This is a genomic window from Terrihabitans soli, assembly GCF_014191545.1.
Taxonomy (GTDB): domain Bacteria; phylum Pseudomonadota; class Alphaproteobacteria; order Rhizobiales; family Methylopilaceae; genus Flaviflagellibacter; species Flaviflagellibacter soli.
The window spans coordinates 2148921-2170626 of sequence record NZ_AP023361.1 but is presented as its reverse complement, the minus strand read 5'-3'; the positions used below and the strand labels follow the sequence as shown (position 1 = coordinate 2170626).

Sequence of the window (21706 nt, the reverse complement as noted above, 5' to 3'; positions counted from 1 at the left end):
TGCTGCCTCCGCCTTGCCCCCGTCACACCCAGCGCCCTAAACTCCTCACCTTGCGGAGGATTCCATGCAGCTTGGAATGATCGGCCTTGGCCGGATGGGCGCCAATATCGTGCGCCGCCTGCTGAAGGAGGGCGGCCATGACGCCGTCGTCTATGACCGGAACGCCGAGACGGTCAAAAGCCTCTCGAGCGAGGGGCCGGCGGGCTCAAGCGATCTGAAGGACTTTGTCGCAAAGCTCAAAAAGCCGCGCGCCTGCTGGGTCATGGTGCCGGCCGGGCCCATCACCGAGGCCGTCATCACCGAGCTTTCCGGCCTGCTTGAGCCGGGCGATACGATCATCGATGGCGGCAACACCTTCTGGAAAGACGATATCCGCAGAGCCCGGGCGCTGAAGGAGAAGGGCATCCACTACGTCGATGTCGGCACCTCCGGCGGCATCTGGGGCGTGCAGCGCGGCTATTGCCTGATGATCGGCGCCGAGAAAGAAACGTTCGACCGGCTCGAGCCGATCTTCAAAACGCTGGCGCCCGGCCATGGCGACATCCCGCGCACCGCGGGCCGCGAAGGCGCCTGGGCCCGCTCGGAAGAGGGATATATCCATGCCGGCCCGGTCGGCTCCGGCCATTACGTCAAGATGATCCACAACGGCATCGAATACGGGCTGATGCAGGCCTATGCCGAAGGCTTCGACATTCTGAAAAATGCCGACAGCCCGCGCCTTCCGGAAGAAGAGCGCCTCGACATCAATGTGACCGAGGTTGCGGAAGTCTGGCGGCGCGGCAGCGTCGTCACCTCCTGGCTGCTCGATCTCACCGCAGCCGCCCTGATGGAAGAGGGCGATCTGAAATCCTATTCCGGCTATGTCGATGACAGCGGCGAGGGCCGTTGGACGGTGCAGGCCGCGGTGGCGCAGGCCGTGCCGGCGGAAGTACTCACATCTGCGCTCTATACGCGCTTCCGCTCGCGCCAGGATCATACGTTTGCGGAGAAAATCCTGTCCGCCATGCGCAAGGGCTTTGGGGGCCATCTCGAACCGAAAGTGCCGCCGCCCGATGTCGACAAGTAACGGCCCAAACGGCGGAAGGCCGAAGCCGCCGCCCGCGCCGCCCTGCGCCTTCGTCATTTTCGGCGCGTCCGGCGACCTGACGCGGCGGCTGCTCATCCCCGCGCTCTACAATCTTGCGGCGTCCGGCCTTCTGTCCGACGGCTTCCGCATCATCGGCGTCGCGCGCGGCGAGATGTCGGCGGAGGATTTCAAGGCGGGCCTCGAGAAGGGGCTGCAGGAATTTGCGACGCAGAAGGTCGATGCCGCGACGGCCAAATGGCTCTTGAACTGCGTCTCCTACATTGTGGGCGATGTCGACGATCCGGCGACGTATCAGAAGCTGAAAGCCGAACTGGAGAAGCTCGAAGCCTCCGGCCACACGCAGGGCAATCGCCTGTTTTATTGCGCGACGCCGCCGCAGGCCTTTGCGCCGATCGCGCTGCGTCTCGGCGAAGCGGGCCTGTCGGATGAGGGCGAAGACAACACGCCGTGGCGCCGCGTCATCATCGAAAAGCCTTTCGGCACGAGTCTGGAATCGGCGAAAGAGCTGAACCGGAAACTGCTCAGCGTTCTCGACGAAGACCAGATCTTCCGCATCGATCATTATCTCGGCAAGGAAACGGTGCAGAACATCCTCGTTCTGCGCTTTGCCAACGGGTTGTTCGAGCCGATCTGGAACCGCAACCATATCGACCATGTGCAGATCACCGTGGCCGAAACGGTCGATGTCGGTACGCGCGGCAAATTCTACGATGCGACGGGCGCACTGCGCGATATGGTGCCGAACCATCTGTTCCAGCTCTTGTCGCTGGTCGCCATGGAGCCGCCGGCGCGCTTTGACGCCAATTCCGTGCGCTCGGAAAAGGCCGAGGCGCTGGATTCGATCCGCATTCCCTCGACCGAGGAAGCTTTGTTCCAGTCGGTGCGGGCGCAATATCGCGGCGGCAAAATCGGCGACAAGGAGATCACCGCCTACCGAAAATCGCCCGACGTCAATCCGGGCTCGACGACCGAGACCTATGCGGCGCTGAAACTCGAGATCGATAACTGGCGCTGGGCGGGGGTGCCGTTTTATCTCCGCACCGGAAAGGCGCTGTCGAAGCGCCGCACCGAAATCGCCATCAAGTTCAAACAGGCGCCGGTGTCGATGTTCCGGCATATGAAGCTCGACGAGTTCGGCGAGAATCTCATGGTCATCGAGATTCAGCCGGAAGAGGGCATCAAATGGCTGTTCAACGCCAAAGTGCCGGGGCCGAAGGTCGAGATTGCCAGCGTCGGCATGACATTCGAGTACAAGGATTATTTCGAGGCCGCGCCGTCCACCGGCTACGAGACGCTGATCTATGACTGCATGATGGGGGATGCGATCCTCTATCAGCGCGCCGACGGTGTCGAAGCCGGATGGCGCGCCGTCGAGCCTTTCCTCACCGCCTGGAAGGAAGCCGGCGCCGAGGGCATTGCGACCTATGAGGCGGGCAGCGAAGGCCCGGCCGAGTCCGAGGAGCTTCTCCTGACGGACAGCCGCCGCTGGCGCAGCATCACCGATCCCAATGGAAGCCGCTGAGCTGAAGATCTTTCCGGACAAAGATGCGCTCGCCCGCGGCGCCGCGGACTTCATCGCGGCGCGCGTGCTTGATAATCCGGGCAGGGTGGCTTTGTGCCTCACCGGCGGATCGACGCCCGAGGGTATGTACAAGGTTCTTGCCACAAAGCCGCTGCCCTGGGAGCGCATCCATATTTTCTGGGGCGATGAGAGGTTTGTCCCGGCGGGCGATCCTCTGTCCAATGCGCGCATGACCATGCGGGCGCTGCTCGACAAGGTCCCCGTGCCCGACGCGCATATTCACCCGATCCCCACAGAGACGTCGGGGCCGGAAGAGAGCGCTGCGCTTTATGAGAAGGCGCTCAAGAGCTTTTACGGGGCCGAGGTGCTCGATCCCTCAAAGCCGCTCTTCGATGTCGTTCTCAACGGCATGGGCGATGACGGCCATACCGCCTCGCTCTTTCCGGGTGCGCCGCAGCTCAACGAGCGTTTGAGGTGGGTCGTCGCGGCCGAGCCCGGCATGGAGCCGCGCGTGAAGCGGGTGACTTTGACCTTTCCCGTCCTCGAAAGCTGCCGGTCTTCGCTCTTCCTCGTCGCAGGCGCAGGGAAGGCGGCCATGCTGAAAAAGGTGCTGGCCGGAGAGGATTTCCCCGCCGCCCGCCTGAAGCCTCGGGGCGATCTCAGCTGGTTTGTGGACACGGCTGCGGTCTCCTGATTGTCCCGGACTGCGCAGGCTTGCCCGGGCGACACATTCTAAAACCGGTGCGAAAATGTGCGGGCCGGCCTAACCAAATAGCAAGGGTTGGAGCGGCACTTGGGATGCGCTCGGAGGCCTCCCCATGTCCGATATCGATGCCATTGCCCTGGGCGCGTCTGCGCCGAAGCGGAGTTCGCTCGCCGCGGCGAGGGTCCCGCTGCTCGAGCCTTTGTCGCTGGCTTTGTGGTGCGTCTTGGCGAGCGCGGCTGTCATGCTGCTTGCGGCCGCAAGCCTTGCCGGATTCCGCATCCTTCAGATTCCGCTGGCCGCCGCCTATTTCTGCGCGCTCGTTGCGGCCGGCCTCGTGTTTCGCCGCCGCGGCAGGCTCGGTGCGGGCGCGCTTCTCGAAGGCTTGGCGCAATTCACGCTGACGGGGATTCTCTTCGGTCTTCTTGCGCTCGTCCTTGCAACGACCGATCTGCCTTATCGCGATGCGGAGCTTGCGGCGATCGATCAGGTGCTGTTTCCGTTCGACTGGCTTAAGGTCAGTGCGGCCATCACCGGCGGCAGAACCGCCGCGCTCGTTCTGAACATCGCTTACGGCGCCATCGGCTGGATGCCTTTCGTCCTGATTTTCGCGCTGGTCGCGACCGGCAGGCTCCGGCGGCTTCGTGTCTTTCTCCTTGCCTGGGCGCTGACCCTTGCCGCCGTGATCGCGATCTTTCCGCTCGTTCCGGCGGTCGGCTATTACCTCCATTACGGCGTGCCGCAGAGCGAGATGCCCGGCGTCTACGTTCCTATCGCCTGGCGGCATCTGGAACTCCTGCAGCCGATCCGCGACGGTCTTCTGCGCGAAATCCATTTCGCGAGTTTCTCGGGCGTTGTGACCTTTCCGAGCTTCCATGCCGCGGCGGCGGTCGTTCTCGCCTGGGGGTTTTACGGCGTTCCGCTTCTGCGCTGGCCGGGCATCGCCCTCAACGTCCTGATGCTGGTCTCTTCGATGCCTGTCGGCGCGCACTACATCATTGATCTCGTCGCAGGAATGCTCATTGCCGCGGTCGTGCTCTTCGCAGTGGTGCGTATGGGCGGCAAAGTGCGCGGCCCTGCCGACCGCGACATGGAGTTCTGGCCCTGGCTGAAGGAGGCTGCGCCTTTCCTTCCGGTGCCGGACCGTTTTTGCCGCTGAACCCCGGCCGATGGATGTTAACGAAAGGCAAGGCTCGGCCCCGTAGGGTGCCGGCAGCAGGGGTGGGCTTATGGGCTTTGCTTTCAGGTTTTTCGCGGCCGGCGCGCTGTTCGGCGTGTGGACCTGGTTCTTCGGGGACCCGCGCGATCTCAGCGTCGTTCAGATCGTCCATCAGGATCTCATCGTGTTTGTGCTGGGCGCGGCCGTGCTCGGTTTTGTTCTCCAAAGGCGGCCCGTATCCGCGCTGCGCATAGGCGCGGACGAGGCGCGGCTTTGTGCCTACGTGTCCGCCGCTTTTGCGTTCATTGCCGGCTATGCCGGGGCCTATATCGCGGCGCTGAACTATCCGCTCTCCATGGACGAGTTCATGGCGCTCTTCGATGCAAGGATCATCGCGAGCGGCGATCTCCTTGCGCCAGTTCCGTTCGGCTGGCAGGGCCTCGCCAAGGCGCTGCAGCCCATATTCCTGTTCAAGACCGACGCGTCTTACTGGTCGTCCACCTATCTGCCGGTGAATGCTGCGCTGCACGCGGTGATGTCGTTTGTCGACAGCGCGCTGACCGCGCCGCTGCTTGCCGCGCTTTCGGTCCTTCTGATTTTCGCGATCGCCCGCCGCATCTGGCCGCAGCGCCCGGACGCGGCTTTCGTCGCGGTGCTCCTGCTCGTCACCTCGGCGCAATTCATCATCACCGCGATGACGCCCTACGCCATGACGGCGCATCTGGCGCTCAACCTTCTCTGGCTATGGCTGTTCCTCAGAAATACCGGCGCCTCGCATGGCGGGGCGCTTGTTGTCGGCTTCGCCGCGACCGGCCTGCACCAGCTTGTCTTCCATCCGTTCTTCGTCGCGCCTTTCATTCTGAGCCTGTGGCTCGGACGCCGCTGGCGCCTGGCTGCGGCCTATACGGTGGGCTATGGCGCGATCTGCCTGTTCTGGATTTTGTATCGCAATGTGATCGCGGATTCCGCCGGCAGCGGAGAAGGGGGCGTTTCGGCTTTCATCGCCCAGGTCGAATACCTGACCCGTCTTTTTCAGTACACGCCGATCATCGTCTTCATGCCGCGCAATCTCGTGCGTTTCGTCGCCTGGCAGAACCCGTTCACGCTCGTCCTGTTCTGTCTCGCGCTGGGTGCGATCCGCCGCTGGGCTTTCCCCCTGCCGCAGCTTCTCGCCGGCATCGTCCTGACGCTTATTTTTGTCGTCGTCGTGCCTTATCAGGGGCATGGCTGGGGTTACCGCTATCTGCACGGGCTGCTGGGCTCGATCTCGCTCATCGCGGCCTTCGCCTGGATCCAGTTCACGGGGCTTGAGGCCGCACGCATGCGCGGTGCCTTGATTGCCTGTTCGGTTTTCGCCGCGGCCATGCTGCCGCTGCGGGCGTTTCAGATGCGCAGCTTTACCGAGCCTTTTGCTCGTGCCAGCGCGGTCATCGCCAAAACGGACGCCGATATCGTTCTTGTCGATCCGACCGGTATCTGGTTCGGCGCCGATTTCGCCCGCAACGATCCTTATCTCGTCAACCGGCCGAAAGTTCTGCTGCTGAACCGCCTGACGCAGGAGGACGTCGCGCGACTCTGCGTGGGCCACAAGATCGCGATATTCGATCTTTCGACGGCGCGCACTTTCGGTGTCCCGGCCCTCAGCCGCGTGACCGTAAATAACGAGATTATCCGCGCCTTCATGGCGGACAAGAAGTGCGGCGTGCCGATCGGTACTTCGCCATGAGCGATTGGTCCGATCACACCTTCACCGTCCTCGCTTATGGCGACTCGCCTTTTCTCGAAGGCTGCCTGCGCTCGCTTGCGGCGCAGAGCGTCAAAAGCCGCATCATCGTCGCGACCTCGACGCCGTCCGATTTCATCGCGACTGCCGCAAAAGCCGCGGGCGTCGAGCTCCTCGTCAATCCCAAACGCGAAGGCATCGGCGCCGACTGGAATTTCGGGCTGAAGGCGGCGGGCACGCGCTATGTCACGCTCGCCCATCAGGACGATATGTATTTTCCGGATTTCCTCGAAAAGACCAAAGCGCTGTTCGACGCGCATCCCGATGGCGCCATCGCTTTCACGGGCTTTCGCGAGATCTCAGACCGCGGCGAGCCGAAGCGCTCGCTCTTGAGTGCGGTCAAGCACGTGCTCTCCGCCGTCTTTCTGCGCGGCGCAGAACGCGTCGAAGGTGTGTCGCGCCGCCTTTTTCTGTCCTTCGGCAATCCGCTGACCTGCTCGGCGGTGACCTACGATCTCAAAAGCCTGCCCGGCTTTTCCTTCCGTACCGATCTTGCCTCAAATCTCGATTGGGAGGCGTGGTGGCGGCTCGACCGCGAAAACAGGACTTTCCTGCATGCGTCCGAAGCGCTGCTCGGCCGCCGGCATAACGAACTGACTGAGACCTCGCGTCTCATCGTCAGCGGCCGGCGTCAGGCCGAAGACAAAATGATGTTCGAGCAGATCTGGCCGAAGCCTATCGCGCAGGCCATCGGCGTTCTTTATGCCGCAAGCTATGGACCGGGCGGCGGCAGGGTTCTGCGCTTTCTCCTCGTCGGCTTTGTGCTGACACTCTTGAGCTATCTGATCTTTGTCGGCCTTCTCGGCGTCGGCGCGCATTATCTCGTCGCCTCGACCGCAAGCTGGGCCGGCGGCATTCTCGCGAGTTATTTCCTGAACAAGGGCTTCACCTTCGCGCTCGGCACCGATTTTGTCTGGCGCGAATTCGGGGCGCTCGTCACCGGCTATGTGCTGCAGCTTGTTCTCGCGAGCCTCGGCTATCTCGTCCTGATCGGCGGATTGGGCCTGTCGGCAACGCCCGCTTTCCTCATCAATCTTGTGATGGTCGCGGCGTTCAGCTTCTTCTTCATGCAGCTCGTGGTGTTTCGGAAAGCCGGATGACCGCGAAATAATTCGGCGCGTCGGGCACCTCGACCGCGAAGCGTTCGATATTCTCGATCCCGAATGTCGCCTCGGCCAGCGTCTGGATATCGGTGCGGGCGAGCAGCGCGACATTTTTGTCGCCGGTTATGTATTTATCCGACAGAACGCCGAGAAAACTCCGCAACCGTCCGGGCATGACTTCCTTGACGAGGAGCACGCGGCAGCCGGATTTTTCCATCTGCCGTTTCACATCGGCGAAAAACTGCGGGCGGAAACCGGCCGGGATGTGATGCAGCACATCGGTGATAAGCGTCGCATCGAACGCGCCGGTATTTGCCGTGAACGCATCGACCGGCGTTGCCGGATGGAGTGCGATGCGGCCCGCAAATTTCGGATCGACAAAGCCGCCGATCGAAGCTGCGAGATCGATCATGGTGATGGAGATATCGCTGCGCCGCTCAAGCAGCGCATTGGCGATCATGCCGTCACCGCCGCCGATATCGAGGCATTTGGCACCTGCCGGAATGGCCGCCGCGATGCGGCCTGCCATTTTGTCCGTGTCCATGAAAAAACGGCGATAGAGATGGCCGACCGGCTCGAAATGACGGCCGAGCAGGCGGCGCGCGATCTGGCCGGGGGTCATGGAGAGATTACTTCCGGCAGACGGCGACGTCATATTCGAACACCGTATCTGAGCCGGACTTTTGCACCGCATGCGCGTCCGGCCGGTCGAAGACAAAGCGCGGCAGTTTCAGTGCCTGATTGAGCCGCACCGCCGAATGGCCGGGCAAAGTGCGGCCGAGAAAATCCATCGTGGCGGCACGCGATGTGGAAACGGGGTTCTGGCCGTACAGTTCGACCCGGCTGAAGCGCTCGCCGAGAATTTTTGCGAATTCGGCGGTCTCATATTCCTTGAGATGAAAGCGGTTCCACGGCCGCGCCTCGAGGTTCTGGCCGGGATTGTAGACCCTTCGGTTCGGCGTCGAGCAGATGAAACTGCCGCCGGGTTTCAGCACGCGGTCGACTTCCTTCAGGAAGGCCGACTGATCGGGCAGATGCTCGAAGGTCTCGAGCGAAATGAAGATATCGGCCGAGGCGTCGGTGAGCGGCAGATGCAGCGCATCCGCCAGCGCAACGGTGACATTGGCGAAGTCGCGGCAATTCTCGCGCGCCGCATCAACGGCATGATCGCTGAGATCGAAGGCCTGCACGGTGCGCGCGCCGCTTTGGGCAAACAACGCCGTTCCTTCGCCGACGCCGCAGGCGCAATCGACGACGTCGATATCTTTCACAAAACGCGCGGCGAAACGGTAGCGCTCATGATGCTCGTACCGCACCCAGGGCGGCATGAATTCGGCGGAGCTGAAGCGTTCGGCTTCGACGGACATCAGGCGGCTCTTGCGCGGCCGGACTTGCTTCTGTCGGCGTCGGACGACGCGTCCTGAGCTGCAGGCGCGTGCTTCAGAAGTTCGGCATCATTGCCGCAGACGACGGCGAGGAGGAATCCGCCGAGCATGTTCTGCACGCCGATGGTGATCAGGCAGGTGCCGGCAACCGCCGGGAAGACGGAGCTGATGGCGTGGAAGCCGAGCGCCGACCAATAGGCTGTGATGGCGGCAAGGATGGCGATGCCGGTCAGCACCATGAGCCCGCCGCCGATCAGCATAGCCTCAAGGCTGAGATAGGGTGCGAGCACCGAGGTGTTGCGGCCAGGCACGCGATAGCCCGACTGCACGCCATAGAATTGCGAGGTAAGGCCCATCAGCACGGAAAGATGCGCCAGCGTCAGACCGGCGCCGGCAATGATCGTCCAGTAATTGCCGAAAAAGCCGCCGGGCGAAGTCAGGCCGATCCATTCGGCGCCGGAGAAAGCGAGAATGGTCAGCGCAATCGGCCCGATAAGAGCGGCCGGTACGATAAACGACCAGATCGGGCTTAGCATGAAGAGATAGCGCAGATGCCGCCAGCCATCGCGCCAGGGGCGCAGATGCGGGGCGCGATCGCGCAGATCCGGCGAAAGCGTCACCGGCACTTCGGCAAAGCGCAGATCGAGGAGGCTCGCTTTGATCACCATTTCGCTCGCGAACTCCATGCCGGAGCCCGTGAGGCGCAGGCGCTCGAAGGCATCGCGTGTGAGAGCTCTTAGGCCGCAATGCGCATCGTCGATCTTGGCGCGGAAGAGAATGTTGAGAATGCCGGTGAGGACCGGATTGCCGATATAGCGGTTCTTCCACGGCATGGCGCCCGCAGCGATGCCGCCCTTGAAGCGCGAGCCCATGCAGATATCGGCGCCGCCCATCAGCGCTTCGATCATCGGCACGGCGTCGTTGAAATCGTAAGAGCCGTCGCTGTCACCCATGACGAGGAAGCGGCCATGCGCGCCTGCAAAGCCGCCGCGCAGCGCCGCGCCATAGCCGGGGCTCGGCACATCGACGACGCGGGCGCCGAGTTTGCGGGCAAGATTCTGGCTGCCATCGGTCGAGCCGTTATCGGCAATGACCACTTCGCCGGAAAGGCCGTGGCGGTCTTTGAGAATGCGCAGCGCTTCCTGGGCGACCGCGATGCAATGGCCGAGCGAGAGCGTCTCGTTCAGACACGGCATGACGATCGACACGTCCAGCTGGGACGGTCGTGTCCGGGGGGCTTTGGAGACGGTGTCGCCATCGGGCCTCCGGTCTAAGCTATCGCCGCTTAAGGTCGGGTGAAAGCTTGGCGTCCGGATGGCCTCCGGCGGCGCTCCGGGCTATCAAGGGGCATGGGAAAAGCCGTGCCCTATGTGGAGTTTGACCGGGTCACCCTGGCCCGGGCGGGAAAGCCTCTGTTCGAGGGGTTTTCGCTTGGCCTGTCAGAGGCAAGGGTCGGCCTAATCGGCGATAACGGCTCGGGAAAATCAACACTTTTGCGTCTCATCGCAGGGTTGATTCTGCCAGACAGCGGCGATGTCCGGTTGTCCGGTCCGGGCGAGGGGCGTCCGGGTTTTCTCTTCCAGAATCCCGACCATCAGATCCTTTTCCCGACGGTCGGCGAGGAGGTCTCTTTCGGCCTGATCGAGGGCGGCATGGACCCCAAAACCGCGAATGCCGAGGCGGCAAAGCTTCTCGCCGCGCATGGCTGCGCCGGCTGGGAGAAGAGGGCGGTGCATGAATTGTCGGAAGGGCAGAAACAGCTTGTCTGCCTTATCGCCGTGCTGGCGCCCGAGCCGAACCTTCTTCTTCTCGACGAGCCTTTCGCCGCGCTCGATCTGCCGACGCGTTATGATATCCGCGAGCGCCTCTCGCAGCTGAAGCAGAACATTATCATGGCGAGTCATGACATTGATCTGCTGTCGGAATTCGACCGCGTGATATGGCTCGAACAGGGCAGGGTCCGCGGCGACGGTCCGCCGAAATCGGTGCTCGCCGCCTATCTCGCCAAGGCCCGTGCGGGCACGGAGAAGGCGCGCACCGCATGATCTCCGGCTATCTCGCGCGTCAGACCTGGCTTCATCCGGTGCCTGCGGGCGCAAAACTCATCGCGCTGGCGGTTCTGAGCTTTGCGATCCTGCCGGTCGACGACTGGCGGCTGCTTGCCGCGTTCCTGCTTCTGACCCTCGCCGTCTTTGCCAGCCTTGGCCGCGAAGCGCTGAAGCGCGTGACGGGTCTTCGGCCGCTGTTCTGGATTCTCGCCATCATCTTTGTGCTGCACGCTCTCACCGGCGATTGGCAGGCCGGGGCGAGCGCGGTGCTGCGCCTTGTGACGATGATCCTCCTTGCCGACCTTGTGAGCATGACGACGACGCTGCAGGACATGATGCAGGCGCTGATGCCGCTGCTGCGGCTGCTCAGGCCCTTCGGCGTCAATCCGAAGAAGCTGTCGCTCGCGGTCTCGCTGGCCATTCGTTTCGTGCCGGTCTTTTCGGCGCAGTGGCACGCGCGCGCCGAGGCGTGGAAAGCGCGCACCGGCAAAAAGCCCGGCCTTCGCCTGATCGGCCCGTTCATCGCCGATACGTTCCGCATGGCCGACCATGTTGCCGAAGCGCTGGATGCGCGCGGCTTTGCACGCAAGACACCTCGGGGCTGATCTCATGTTGCGGGATATCGGACTGATCCTTCTCTTCGCGGCCATCATCGCGCTGCTTGGCCTTGTGCCGCGGATCGATCTGCCGATGCTGGGCGGCGTTCCGATCACTGCGCAGAGCATGGGCGTGACGCTGGCCGGCGTCATGATCGGCGCGCGCCGCGGCGCGCTGGCCGCCGCCGTCTTCCTCATCGCTGTCGCGTTCGGACTGCCGCTGCTTGCGGGCGGGCGCGGCGGCATCGAAGTCTTTCAGGGGCCGACGGCCGGTTTCCTGCTTGGCTTCATTCCGGCGGCCTTCCTCACCGGCATGCTGTTTGAAGCTTTGAGCTACCGCATGGGCGTGTTTTTCGCCGCGCTGATTGCCGCCTTCATCGGCGGCTATGTCGTCCTCAATCTCCTCGGCATTCCGGTCATGGCCTATCTCAGCGACAAGACGGTGCGCGAAGCGGTCGATGTCGCGCTCGGCCTTCTGCCGGGCGGTATCGTGAAGGCGCTGGGGACGGCGGTGCTGGCTTATCTTGCGGGTGGGATGGAGCCGCTCGGACGGCGTTAAAGGGGGAAATTATGGAAACGCGGGATCTTGTCCGGATTGCTCTGTTCGCGGCCGTCATCGGGGCGCTCGGCCTTTTGCCGAAATTCGATCTGCCCTTCACGGCCGGTGTGCCGATCACGGCGCAGTCGCTCGGCGTCATGCTGGCGGGAATTTTCCTCGGCCCCCGCCGCGGCGCGCTCGCGGTTCTGCTCTTCCTCTTCATCGTCGCGCTCGGCATGCCGCTGCTCGCGGGCGGGCGCGGCGGCCTCGGGCCGTTTTTTGCGCCGTCCGCCGGCTTCCTGATCGGCTTTGTGCCCGGCGCTTTCGTCGCCGGCCTTGTCATGGAACGGCTTCAGAAACTGCCGCTCATCCCCGCCGCCATCATCGCCGCGATCCTCGGCGGCATCGTCACGGTGTATGCCTTCGGCATTCCGGTGCTGGCCGCCGTCGCCAAGATGGATATCGGCTCAGCCGCGCTTGCCAGCATGGTCTTCGTACCCGGCGATCTTCTGAAAGCCGTGGTGGCGGGCCTTGTCACCGAGGCTGTTTTCCGCGCCGCACCGCAGGCCTTTGCCGGCCGCTGAATGGGGATCACACGGCCGATAGCCGAACATGCGCGGCGTCTGCCGGGCGAAACCGCTTTGGTCTTCGAAGACCGGAAGGTAACGCGCGGCGAACTCGATCAGATCGTGGCAAGGCTTGCGAGCTTTATCGCCGCCAAAACGCCGCCGGGCGGGGCGGTGGCGCTCGATTTACCGACCGGGCCTGCGCTCGCCGTGCTGTTTCTCGCGGTGGCCGCGGCGGGCCGTGATGCGCAGATTTTCGATCATGACTGGCCGGCAGCGACGGTGGGCGATGTGGTCCGCAAACTCGGCCCGGATCTGATCGTCACGGCGCGGCGCGATTTCAAGAACAGCGCCGCCATCGAAGTCGATCCGGAGATTGCACTGCCGCGCCTCGGCGATGCGTTCGGCGCGCCGGCCGAATTCCGCCGCCTGTCCGATCCCGATCCGGAGGCGATTTTCTATACCGGCTTTACCTCCGGCTCGACCGGATTGCCGAAGGGCTTTCGCCGCACGCACAAATCCTGGATCGCGAGCTTTGCCGGCGCGCAGCTCGAGTTCGAGTTCGGCCCGGCCGATTGCGTCCATGCCTGCGGCCCGCTCAGCCTGTCCATGCCGCTTTATGCGTTTGCCAGCACTCTGCATGCCGGCGCGAAATTTATCCTCGCCCGCAGCTTTCAGGCGCGATCGGTGCTGCGCCTCATCGCCCATCAGCGCGTCACGGTCCTCTACGCCGTGCCGACACAGCTTCTTCTGATGCTGGACGCCGCGGATGCGGACGATCAGGTCTTGCCGGGTCTTCGCCTCATCCTGTCTTCGGGCGCCAAATGGCCGGCAAAACAGACCAAGCGGCTGAAGAAGGTTTTTCCCAACGCCGTCTTCGCCGAATTCTACGGCGCCTCCGAACTCAGCTTCATCACCCTTGCGCGCCACGACAAGCGCGTGCCGAAGGACAGCGTCGGCCGCGCCTTTCCGGGTGTTGCGGTGACGATCCGCGACGAGGCGGGCCGCGAACAGAAAACGGGCAAGCCCGGGCTGGTCTTTGCCGAAAGCGCGCTCGTCTTTTCCGGCTATGCGGGCGGCGAGGGTGAGATCCTCCGCGCCGGCGATGCGATGTCGGTCGGCGATATCGGTCATCTCGACGATAAGGGCTTTCTGTTTCTCTCAGGGCGCTCGGACCGGCTGATCATTTCCTCGGGCCGCAACATCCAGCCTGAGGAAATCGAGAACGTGCTGGAGCGCCATCCGCAAATCGGCCATGCGGCGGTGTTCGGCTTGGCCGATGAGAAGCGCGGCGCGAAGCTGGCCGCGCTCGTGCATCTGCGCGGCCAGGTGAAGGTCTCGGCGTCCGATCTTGCGCAGCATCTGCGCCAATATCTGCCGGGCTATAAAATCCCGGCGCGCTTTGCGGTGTCGGGCGAGTGGCCGCAGACACGCTCCGGCAAGAGCGATTTCGGCAAGCTCCGGCAAATCTGGGACGACGGCACCTGCGAGGTCCTGGCATGAGCGCCTTTATCATCGCCGCACGTAGAACCGCCGTGGCGCCGCGCGACGGCGCCTTCCGCGCGGTCGAGGCGCACGATCTTGCCGCGCCCGTCATCGGTGCCGTGCTGGACGATGCAGGCATTGTGCCCGGCGAGGTCGAGGATGTGATCTTCGGCAATGCGCTTTACGGCGGCGGCAATCCGGCGCGCATGGCGGCGCTCGCCGCGGGACTGCCCGACACCGTTCCGGCGCTCACAATCGATACGCAATGCTGCGCCGGGCTCGATGCGGTGCTGCTCGCAGCAGTGCGCGTTGAAGCCGGGGAGGCGGATGTGATCCTCGCCGGCGGTGTCGAAAGCTTCAGCCGCGCGCCTTTGCGCTTTGTGCGCCCGCGCGGTCCGGAGGAGGCGCCGCTTGAATATCAGCGTCCGCCCTTTGCGCCGTTCGCCGATCGCGATCCGGACATGATCGAGGCGGCGGCCATGCTGGCAAAGGAACTCGGCATCTCGCGCGCCGCGCAGGAAGCGTTCGCCATCGAGAGCCATCGCAAGGCGCTCGAGCGGAATACGGACGAGATTGTTGCGGTCGAGAGCCTTGCGCGGGATGCCTTCATCCGTCCCCTCGATCCCAAACTCTGCGCTCGCCTCCAGGTCATCGCCGGGGATGCGGAGCATGGCGTGACGGCCGCAACCATCGCCGTCGAAGCAGATGCGGCAGCGGCCGTTCTCGTTGTGTCGGAGAAGATCGCCAGGCGCGCCAAACATGCGGCGCGCATTCTTGGCGGCGCGCGGCGCGGCGGCGAGCCGGAACGGCCCGGCCTTGCGCCGATTGCTGCGGTGCGTGCGGCGCTGGAGAAGGCCGGTCTTAAAACGGGCGCGCTGAGTTCGGCCGAGATCATGGAGGCCTTCGCCGTTCAGGCCATGGCCTGCGCCGATGGGCTCGGTCTCGATCCGAAGATCCTCAACACCGGCGGCGGGGCCCTGGCGCGCGGCCATCCCATCGGCGCTTCGGGCGCGATCCTGTGTGTACGCCTGTTCGAAAACAAGAAAGCCGCCCGAGAGGGCGGCTTTCTGGGGCTCGCGGCGATTGCCGCGGCAGGTGGTCTTGGAAGTGCTCTCTTACTCGGAGACTGACGCGAGCTGCGGGCCGGCGCTGCCGCCGGCGCGGGCGAGGCGGACCGAGGTCATCTGTTCCTTGTTCGAAACGACCGAGAGCGAGATGCCCGAGCCCGAATTCGAAATCGTCATCGTCGCGGGTTCCGAACCGGAAACGGCGAGGACGATCGAGTTGCCGCTGCGGCGGCCCGACAGCGAAGCCGAACCCTTGATGCCGTTGAACGTGCCGGTGTAGCGGCCATTGCCCGAAGCGCGCAGCGAAGCGGAGATCGCCTTGCTCATCATGCCGGCGCTGCAGGTGCCGTTGATGTTGACGCTGGAGGCCGTCGCCGTGCCGGAGGCGCGGCAGGTGATGGCGTGCGGGGCTTCGCCCTGCTCCATGCGCACCTGGCCATTGCCGGCGAAAGAGCCGTGGAAACGGCGAAGAAAATCGGCTTCGGACGCGTGAGCGGTCCCGGAAATTGCGGCAAAGGCACAAATGGCCGCGAGCGCTGAGCGCGTCGGAGTAATCATCCCCACATCTCCAATTTGTGAATGCCCCCGGATAAGCCCTTCAAATGAGGCACAACTATGTGCCGGTTGTGACCCTCAATGGGCACCCAAAGGTTAACCGTGGGAGCTTCCCCACAGGAGACGAATTCGTTATCAGCTTGCGTCATCCTGTCCTAAACGCGTGGATGTGTGGGTTTTCAGGGCGCTAGATGGTGAAGTTCGATCTTCTCGCAGGAACTGCAGCGCCGAACGCCAGCGCTCCGCGCGACCGTGTGCCGCGCATATTGGTCTTCGATTCCGGTCTTGGCGGGTTAACCGTGCACGGCGAAATCGCGCGAATCACACCGTCGGCGGAGCTGATTTACGTCGCCGATACCGAAGTCTTCCCTTACGGGCAACTCGCCGAAGACGTGCTTATTGCGCGTGTGCGCGCAGTGATCGCGGAAGCCGTAAAGCTGACCGAGCCCGATATCGCCGTCATCGCCTGCAACACCGCATCGACGCTCGTACTGCCGGTCCTGCGCTCTGCCTTCGACATTCCCTTTGTGGGCACAGTTCCGGCGATCAAGCCGGCCTGCGAACAATCGCTATCGAAACGCATCAGCGTTCTGGCGACGCCGGGTACGGTGATGCGCGATTACACGCGCGAGCTCGTCGCCGTCCATGCGCAAAGCTGCGATGTGACGCTTGTCGGCTCGACGCGTCTTGCCGGCTTTGCGCAGGATGAACTGTTCGGCGCGCCGGCCTCCGATGCCGATCTCATCGAGGAGCTGCGCCCGGCTTTCGTCGAGAAGGGTGGCGCGCGCACCGATATCGTCGTGCTCGCCTGCACGCATTATCCGCTCATCCTGCACCGGCTCGTCGCGCTGGCGCCCTGGCCGGTGACCTTCATCGATTCAGCGCCGGCCATTGCCCGCCGCACGGCGCAGCTGCTCGGCGATGTGAAAGAGGGGCCGCAGCTTCCGGCGCGCGCCTTCTTCACCGGTTCGGAGGCCGCCCCGCCGCCGCTGCGCGCCGCGCTCGGCACCTATGGCCTGTCCGATATTCAAACTCTCAAAGTATCGGGCGGCTGATGCTCAGTCTTCTCTTCCCGACCATGGTCGAGATCAACGGTCTGTTCGGGGACGTTCCCCATGAGGGCCATCTCGCCGGTGTCGAGAAGGTGTTTTCCGATGTGGAGATGATGAAGACCCTGGGCGGTCCGCGCCCGCCGCAGGCGGCGAAAGCCTTTATCGGCCGCGAGCGTGTCCACTGGCGCGAGCACAGTTTCGGCATCTGGTTTTTCCGCGATATGGACACGGGGTCTTTTGCCGGCTGGGGCGGCATCCGCCGCACCGAACTCGACGGCGAGGAAGTGGTCGAGCTTCTCTATTCGCTGACGCCCGAACATTGGGGCCGCGGCTGCGCCACCGAGATCGGCAAGCTTGCGACGCAGCTCGGTTTCGAAAATCTCGGACTGACGGAAATCGTCGGCTTTGTTCTGCCGGAGAACACGCGCTCGGAAGGCGTGATGCTGCGCTGCGGTTTCCACTTCGATAAGGGCATCGAGCGCGCCGGGCTGGCGCACGGCCTTTACCGGCTCAACCGCGCGCCGCGAACTTAAGCCGCCGCGGGAACGCGCAGGCCCAGAAGATGGCAGATCGCGTAGACGAGATCGGCGCGGTTCATCGTGTAGAAATGGAAATGCGTGACACCGCGGTCGCGAAGGTCGAGCACCTGTTCGGCCGCGACGGCCGACGCCACGAGCTGGCGCGTCGCCGGATCGTTTTCCAAACCGTCGAAACGCTGCGCCAGCCAATCCGGCACGCTGGCGCCGGCCCGCGCCGCGAAGTTCGAGACGGCCTTGAAGGAGTGGACGGGCACAATGCCCGGCACGATCGGAATGTCGATCCCGGCTTTGCGCACGCGATCGACATAGCGCAGGAAAATATCGTTCTCGAAGAAGAACTGGGTGATGACGCGGTCGGCGCCGGCATCGACCTTGGCTTTGAGGATATCGATATCTTCGTCGAGGCTGCGGCTTTCCGGATGCTTCTCCGGATAGCCGGCGACCGAGATCTCGAAATTGCCGATCTTTTTGAGGCCCGCGACAAGATCCGCTGAATAGGCATAGCCGTCCGGATGCGGCTCGTATTTCGAACCCACGCCGCCGGCCGGATCGCCGCGCAGCGCCACGATATGGCGCACGCCCGCATCCCAATAGCTCTGCGCCACTTCATCGACTTCCGCCTTTGAAGCGGCGACACAGGTCAGATGGGCGGCGGGCGGCACATCGCTCTCGCGCACGATACGGGTGACGGTCTGGTGCGTACGCTCGCGCGTCGATCCGCCTGCGCCATAGGTGACGGACACAAATTGCGGTGCGAGCGGCAAAAGCCGCGTGATGCATTCCCACAAGGACTTTTCGGACTCTTCCGTTTTCGGCGGAAAGAATTCGAACGAGACGGAAATGTCGCGCGCTGCGCCGTTGCGGCTGAGGCGTTCGGTCGGGGCGGGGGTCATGCGACGGCCAGGTTCGGATCGGTTGCGGGAAGATCGGTGACGACGCGCGGATCGCGCCCCATCCAGATGGAAACGGTGAGCTTGTCTTTGGCGCCGCCGGGCGGCGCGAGATCGCGGTGCAGTTCCGGCTTCAGGCCGGCCTGCTTCATCCATTGCTCGACCGTCTCGGTCTGGAAGCCGAGACGGCGATGGGCATGCGCTTCGCGCAGGAATTCGAGGTCGTGCGGCGCAAAATCGACGACGAGGAGACGCCCGCCGGGCGCCAGTGCGCGCGAGGCTTCGCGGATGGCGCGGCCGGGCTCGTCGAGGAAGTGCAGCACCTGATGGATGATCACGAGGTCGAAGCTCTGCGGCTGGACGGGCAGGGCATAGACATCGCCCTGCCGCAGCTGCACGCGCGAAAGACCTATTTTGGAAAGATGGGCGCGGGCGACGGCCAGCATGTCGAGCGACAGGTCGACGCCCGTGGCGCGCTCGGCCTGCGTACCGACGACTTCGATGATGCGGCCGGTGCCGGTGCCGATATCGAGCAAAGCGCGGACGGGGCGCTCGCCGATCGCCTCGCGGATGGCGGCCTCGACGGCCGCCTCCTCGACATGCAAAGCGCGGATCTTTGCCCAGTCATTGGCATGGTCGCGGAAATAGGCGGCGGCCTCCTCAGCGCGGGCGCTGCGCACTTCGTTGAGACGCTCGCGGTCGCGCACAAGAGACGCCTCATTGCGGTCGAGGCGAGAGACGATGGCATCGGCCAGCATGGCGCCGGGGCCATCCTGCGCCAGACGGAAAAAGGCCCAGGAGCCCTCGCGCTGGCGTTCGATCAGGCCCGCACCTGTCATCAGCTTCAGATGGCGCGAGATGCGCGGCTGCGACTGGCCGAGAATTTCGGTGATGTCGGTGACGTTGAGCTCCCCATTGGCGAGCAGCGCCAGAAGGCGCAGCCGCGTCGGCTCGCCGGCAGCCCTGAGGGCGCCGAGCATGGCCGGAAGGGGGGCATGGGATGCCGCGTCAGACATAAAGATATCTTTATGCGTTCGGCGGGTTCTAGGCAAGACAAAAGCTCCGGACGACCGTCAGGGCGCCCGGAGCTTTTGAACGTCAGGGCCTTAGTTGCCCGAGCCGCCCGTCGGGGGCGTCCAGGACGTGCCGAAGCTCGGCGTAGGAGCCGGAGCCGGCGCAGGAGGCGTGACCGGAGCCGGAGCCGGGGTCGGCGCCGGTGCGGGAGCCGCAGCAACAGCCGGCTTTTTCGGCGCTGCCTTCTTCTTCGGCTTCGCCTTGGCTGCCGGCTTTGCGGCCGGTTTCGCGGCTTTGGCCTTCGGCTTGGTTGCCTTGGCCTTCGACTTCACGGCCTTGGCTTTCGCCTTCGGCTTCGCCGATTTGGCTTTCGACTTCGTCGCTTTGGCCTTCGCCTTTGCCTTCGGCTTTACGGCCTTGGCTTTCGACTTCTTGGCAGCCTTCGGCTTCGCGGCCTTGGACTTGGTCTTCACGGCCTTAGCCTTGGCTTTCGCCTTGGGCTTCTTGGCCGCTGCCTTCTTCGCTTTCGGTTTCTTCACAACACCCTCACTCTCAGCGCTTAGCCTTGCGCTTGGCTGTCTTGGGTTTCGACGCCTTTTTCTTCGGCGCCTTCTTTACCGCCGCTTTCTTAGCCTTCGGCTTCGCCTTGGCTTTAGGCTTTGCCTTGGCCTTCACTTTCGACTTCGCCGCGGCTTTCGCCTTGGCCTTCGGTTTTGCCTTCGCCTTAGGGGCGGCCGCCGTCTCATCGCCCACGGTCAGGACGGAGTCCTTGAACCGATCCCAGAAAGATTTCGTCTTCGTAGCCATAGCTGCCTCATGTGGAATGCGGTCTTCCGCGAGCGGCAAGCTACCTTGCACGCAACAGACTTCCAAGGAAAGTTGTGCGCACAAGCCGATAAAGCCCGGGAATATGGCGGTTTGGCCGCCTATTCGGACTTCTCAGCGCGAGAATTTCTTGTACTTGAGCCGCTTCGGCTCGACCGAATCAGGGCCGAGTCGCCGCTTCTTGTCCTCCTCATAGTCCTGGAAATTGCCCTCGAACCATTCGACATGGCTGTCCCCTTCGAAGGCCAGCATATGCGTTGCGATGCGATCTAGGAACATGCGGTCATGCGAAATAATGACCGCGCAGCCGGCAAAATCCTCGAGCGCCTCTTCCAGGGCGCGGAGGGTTTCGACGTCCAGATCGTTGGTCGGTTCGTCGAGGAGGAGGACGTTGGCCCCCGATTTCAGCATTTTGGCGAGGTGGACGCGGTTGCGTTCGCCGCCTGAAAGCTGGCCGACCTTCTTCTGCTGGTCGCCGCCCTTGAAGTTGAACGCCGAGGTATAGCCGCGGGAGTTCACCTCTTTCTTGCCCAGATAGATGATGTCGTTGCCGCCCGAGATTTCCTCCCAGACATTCTTGTTCGGGTCGAGCGCATCGCGTGACTGGTCGACATAGCCGAGCTGTACGCTCTCGCCGACCGTGATCGAGCCGCCATCCGGCTTTTCGGCGCCAGTGATCATGCGGAAGAGGGTGGTCTTGCCGGCGCCGTTCGGGCCGATGACGCCGACAATGCCGCCGGGCGGCAGCTTGAACGACAGATTGTCGATCAGCAGAGTTTCGCCGAAGCCCTTTGTCAGGCCCTCGAAATCGATGACGTTGTTACCGAGGCGCTCGGCCACCGGAATGATGATCTGCGCCGAACCCGGCGCCTTGTCGGCGGCCTTTTTGACGAGATCCTCATAACGCTGCACGCGCGCTTTGCTCTTGGCCTGGCGGGCTTTCGGCGAGGCGGAAATCCATTCCGCTTCGGCGGCGATGGCGCGCTGGCGCGATTTGTCTTCCGAGGCTTCCTGCGACAGGCGCTTCTGCTTCTGGCCAAGCCAGGAGGTGTAGTTGCCCTCATAGGGAATGCCGCGGCCGCGATCGAGTTCGAGGATCCAGCCCGTCACATTGTCGAGGAAATAGCGGTCATGGGTGACGATCAGGATCGCGCCCGGATAATTGCGCAGATGGTTTTCGAGCCAGTTCGTCGTCTCGGCATCGAGATGGTTGGTCGGCTCGTCGAGCAGGAGAAGATCGGGCGCTTCGAGCAGAAGGCGGCACAGTGCAACGCGGCGCTTTTCGCCGCCCGACAGAACGTTCGGATCGGCATCGTCCGGCGGGCAGCGCAGAGCTTCCATGGCCTGGTCGACGCGCGCATCGAGATCCCACAGGCCTTGCGCCTCGATCTCGTCCTGGAGCTTCGTCATCTCGTCCGCCGTCTCGTCGGAATAGTTGACGGCGAGTTCGTTGTAGCGGTCGAGGATCGCCTGTTTTTCGGCAACGCCCAGCATCACGTTCTGGCGCACCGTCTTCGTCGGATCGAGCTGCGGCTCCTGCGGCAGGTAGCCGACTTTGGCGCCGTCGGCCGCCCAGGCCTCGCCATTATACTCCTTGTCCATCCCGGCCATGATCCGCATCAGGGTCGATTTGCCCGAGCCGTTGACGCCGAGCACGCCGATCTTGGCGTCCGGATAGAAGGACAGGTGGACGTTATCGAGAACCTTCTTGCCGCCAGGATAGGTCTTGGACAGACCGCTCATGTGATAGACGAACTGACGGGCCATGCGGGCGCGCTCCGGAAGCTGA

23 protein-coding genes are annotated in these 21706 nt (G+C 63.6%); 14 read left to right on the top strand and 9 right to left on the bottom strand.

The window, feature by feature from the left end; all coding sequences use genetic code 11:
• Nucleotides 1–64 precede the first annotated feature (64 nt).
• From gnd to IZ6_RS11175, 6 genes are all read left to right on the top strand, one after another.
• Nucleotides 65–1066 (top strand): phosphogluconate dehydrogenase (NAD(+)-dependent, decarboxylating), encoded by a 1002-nt coding sequence (gene gnd / locus IZ6_RS11200; protein WP_222875137.1) that lies wholly within the window; start codon nt 65–67, stop codon nt 1064–1066.
• Nucleotides 1053–2609, top strand: coding sequence for a glucose-6-phosphate dehydrogenase (gene zwf / locus IZ6_RS11195; protein WP_222875136.1), 1557 nt, complete (start codon nt 1053–1055; stop codon nt 2607–2609). Before gnd ends, zwf begins: the two co-directional genes overlap by 14 nt.
• On the top strand, nt 2596–3303 hold the full coding sequence (gene pgl, locus IZ6_RS11190) for a 6-phosphogluconolactonase (RefSeq protein ID WP_222875135.1): 708 nt from the start codon (nt 2596–2598) through the stop codon (nt 3301–3303). Before zwf ends, pgl begins: the two co-directional genes overlap by 14 nt.
• A 124-nt stretch (nt 3304–3427) precedes the next feature.
• Entirely contained in the window at nt 3428–4471 is a 1044-nt protein-coding gene (locus IZ6_RS11185; protein WP_222875134.1) for a phosphatase PAP2 family protein, read from the top strand.
• A gap of 70 nt (nt 4472–4541) precedes the next feature.
• The gene (locus tag IZ6_RS11180) at nt 4542–6197 is read left to right on the top strand and encodes a hypothetical protein (protein ID WP_222875133.1); all 1656 of its coding nucleotides are present in this window, start codon (nt 4542–4544) and stop codon (nt 6195–6197) included.
• Entirely contained in the window at nt 6194–7354 is a 1161-nt protein-coding gene (locus IZ6_RS11175; RefSeq protein ID WP_222875132.1) for a glycosyltransferase, read from the top strand. The genes IZ6_RS11180 and IZ6_RS11175 overlap by 4 nt, the downstream gene beginning before the upstream one ends.
• Here the strand turns inward: IZ6_RS11175 and IZ6_RS11170 are convergent.
• Genes IZ6_RS11170 through IZ6_RS11160 form a run of 3 tightly spaced genes read right to left on the bottom strand, consistent with a single transcriptional unit; the run spans nt 7320 to nt 9950 of the window.
• A complete protein-coding gene (locus IZ6_RS11170; RefSeq protein WP_222875131.1) occupies nt 7320–7979 on the bottom strand; it encodes a class I SAM-dependent methyltransferase in 660 nt (219 codons plus the stop codon). The genes IZ6_RS11175 and IZ6_RS11170 overlap by 35 nt on opposite strands.
• Before the next feature lie 7 nt (nt 7980–7986).
• Nucleotides 7987–8724 (bottom strand): class I SAM-dependent methyltransferase, encoded by a 738-nt coding sequence (locus IZ6_RS11165; RefSeq protein ID WP_222875130.1) that lies wholly within the window; start codon nt 8722–8724, stop codon nt 7987–7989.
• Nucleotides 8724–9950, bottom strand: a complete 1227-nt coding sequence (locus tag IZ6_RS11160; RefSeq protein WP_222875129.1) for a glycosyltransferase family 2 protein — start codon at nt 9948–9950, stop codon at nt 8724–8726. The genes IZ6_RS11165 and IZ6_RS11160 overlap by 1 nt, the downstream gene beginning before the upstream one ends.
• Nucleotides 9951–10091: 141 nt before the next feature.
• On the opposite strand from IZ6_RS11160, the gene IZ6_RS11155 reads away from it, so the two are divergent.
• Genes IZ6_RS11155 through IZ6_RS11130 form a run of 6 tightly spaced genes read left to right on the top strand, consistent with a single transcriptional unit; the run spans nt 10092 to nt 15105 of the window.
• Entirely contained in the window at nt 10092–10787 is a 696-nt protein-coding gene (locus tag IZ6_RS11155) for an energy-coupling factor ABC transporter ATP-binding protein (protein ID WP_222875128.1), read from the top strand.
• A complete protein-coding gene (locus IZ6_RS11150) occupies nt 10784–11395 on the top strand; it encodes an energy-coupling factor transporter transmembrane component T family protein (RefSeq protein WP_222875127.1) in 612 nt (203 codons plus the stop codon). Before IZ6_RS11155 ends, IZ6_RS11150 begins: the two co-directional genes overlap by 4 nt.
• A 4-nt stretch (nt 11396–11399) precedes the next feature.
• On the top strand, nt 11400–11945 hold the full coding sequence (locus tag IZ6_RS11145; protein ID WP_222875126.1) for a biotin transporter BioY: 546 nt from the start codon (nt 11400–11402) through the stop codon (nt 11943–11945).
• Between the two features lie 11 nt (nt 11946–11956).
• The gene (locus tag IZ6_RS11140; RefSeq protein WP_222875125.1) at nt 11957–12508 is read left to right on the top strand and encodes a biotin transporter BioY; all 552 of its coding nucleotides are present in this window, start codon (nt 11957–11959) and stop codon (nt 12506–12508) included.
• Nucleotides 12509–13993, top strand: a complete 1485-nt coding sequence (locus tag IZ6_RS11135) for an AMP-binding protein (protein ID WP_222875124.1) — start codon at nt 12509–12511, stop codon at nt 13991–13993.
• On the top strand, nt 13990–15105 hold the full coding sequence (locus tag IZ6_RS11130) for a thiolase family protein (RefSeq protein ID WP_222875123.1): 1116 nt from the start codon (nt 13990–13992) through the stop codon (nt 15103–15105). Before IZ6_RS11135 ends, IZ6_RS11130 begins: the two co-directional genes overlap by 4 nt.
• On the opposite strand, the gene IZ6_RS11125 is transcribed toward IZ6_RS11130, so the two are convergent.
• The gene (locus IZ6_RS11125) at nt 15091–15600 is read right to left on the bottom strand and encodes a hypothetical protein (protein WP_222875122.1); all 510 of its coding nucleotides are present in this window, start codon (nt 15598–15600) and stop codon (nt 15091–15093) included. The genes IZ6_RS11130 and IZ6_RS11125 overlap by 15 nt on opposite strands.
• 191 nt (nt 15601–15791) lie before the next feature.
• Here IZ6_RS11125 and murI point away from each other — a divergent pair, with 191 nt between their 5' ends.
• Entirely contained in the window at nt 15792–16652 is an 861-nt protein-coding gene (murI, locus tag IZ6_RS11120) for a glutamate racemase (RefSeq protein ID WP_420825584.1), read from the top strand.
• A complete protein-coding gene (locus IZ6_RS11115) occupies nt 16652–17182 on the top strand; it encodes a GNAT family N-acetyltransferase (RefSeq protein ID WP_222875120.1) in 531 nt (176 codons plus the stop codon). Before murI ends, IZ6_RS11115 begins: the two co-directional genes overlap by 1 nt.
• Here IZ6_RS11115 and metF read toward each other — a convergent pair.
• The 5 genes from metF to ettA all read right to left on the bottom strand — a co-directional run bounded on the left by metF (nt 17179) and on the right by ettA (nt 21684).
• Complete coding sequence (gene metF, locus IZ6_RS11110; RefSeq protein ID WP_222875119.1) at nt 17179–18081, bottom strand: methylenetetrahydrofolate reductase [NAD(P)H]; 903 nt, start codon at nt 18079–18081, stop codon at nt 17179–17181. The two genes, IZ6_RS11115 and metF, sit on opposite strands and share 4 nt — an antisense overlap.
• Nucleotides 18078–19094 carry an ArsR/SmtB family transcription factor gene (locus IZ6_RS11105; RefSeq protein ID WP_222875118.1) on the bottom strand — a complete coding sequence of 339 codons (1017 nt, stop codon included), beginning with the start codon at nt 19092–19094 and terminating at the stop codon, nt 18078–18080. The genes metF and IZ6_RS11105 overlap by 4 nt, the downstream gene beginning before the upstream one ends.
• A gap of 90 nt (nt 19095–19184) precedes the next feature.
• Nucleotides 19185–19631: a hypothetical protein gene (locus tag IZ6_RS11100; RefSeq protein ID WP_222875117.1), complete on the bottom strand. Its 447-nt coding sequence runs from the start codon at nt 19629–19631 to the stop codon at nt 19185–19187.
• Between the two features lie 13 nt (nt 19632–19644).
• Nucleotides 19645–19899, bottom strand: coding sequence for a hypothetical protein (locus tag IZ6_RS11095; RefSeq protein WP_222875116.1), 255 nt, complete (start codon nt 19897–19899; stop codon nt 19645–19647).
• A 132-nt stretch (nt 19900–20031) separates the two neighbouring features.
• On the bottom strand, nt 20032–21684 hold the full coding sequence (gene ettA, locus IZ6_RS11090) for an energy-dependent translational throttle protein EttA (protein WP_222875115.1): 1653 nt from the start codon (nt 21682–21684) through the stop codon (nt 20032–20034).
• Nucleotides 21685–21706 lie beyond the last annotated feature (22 nt).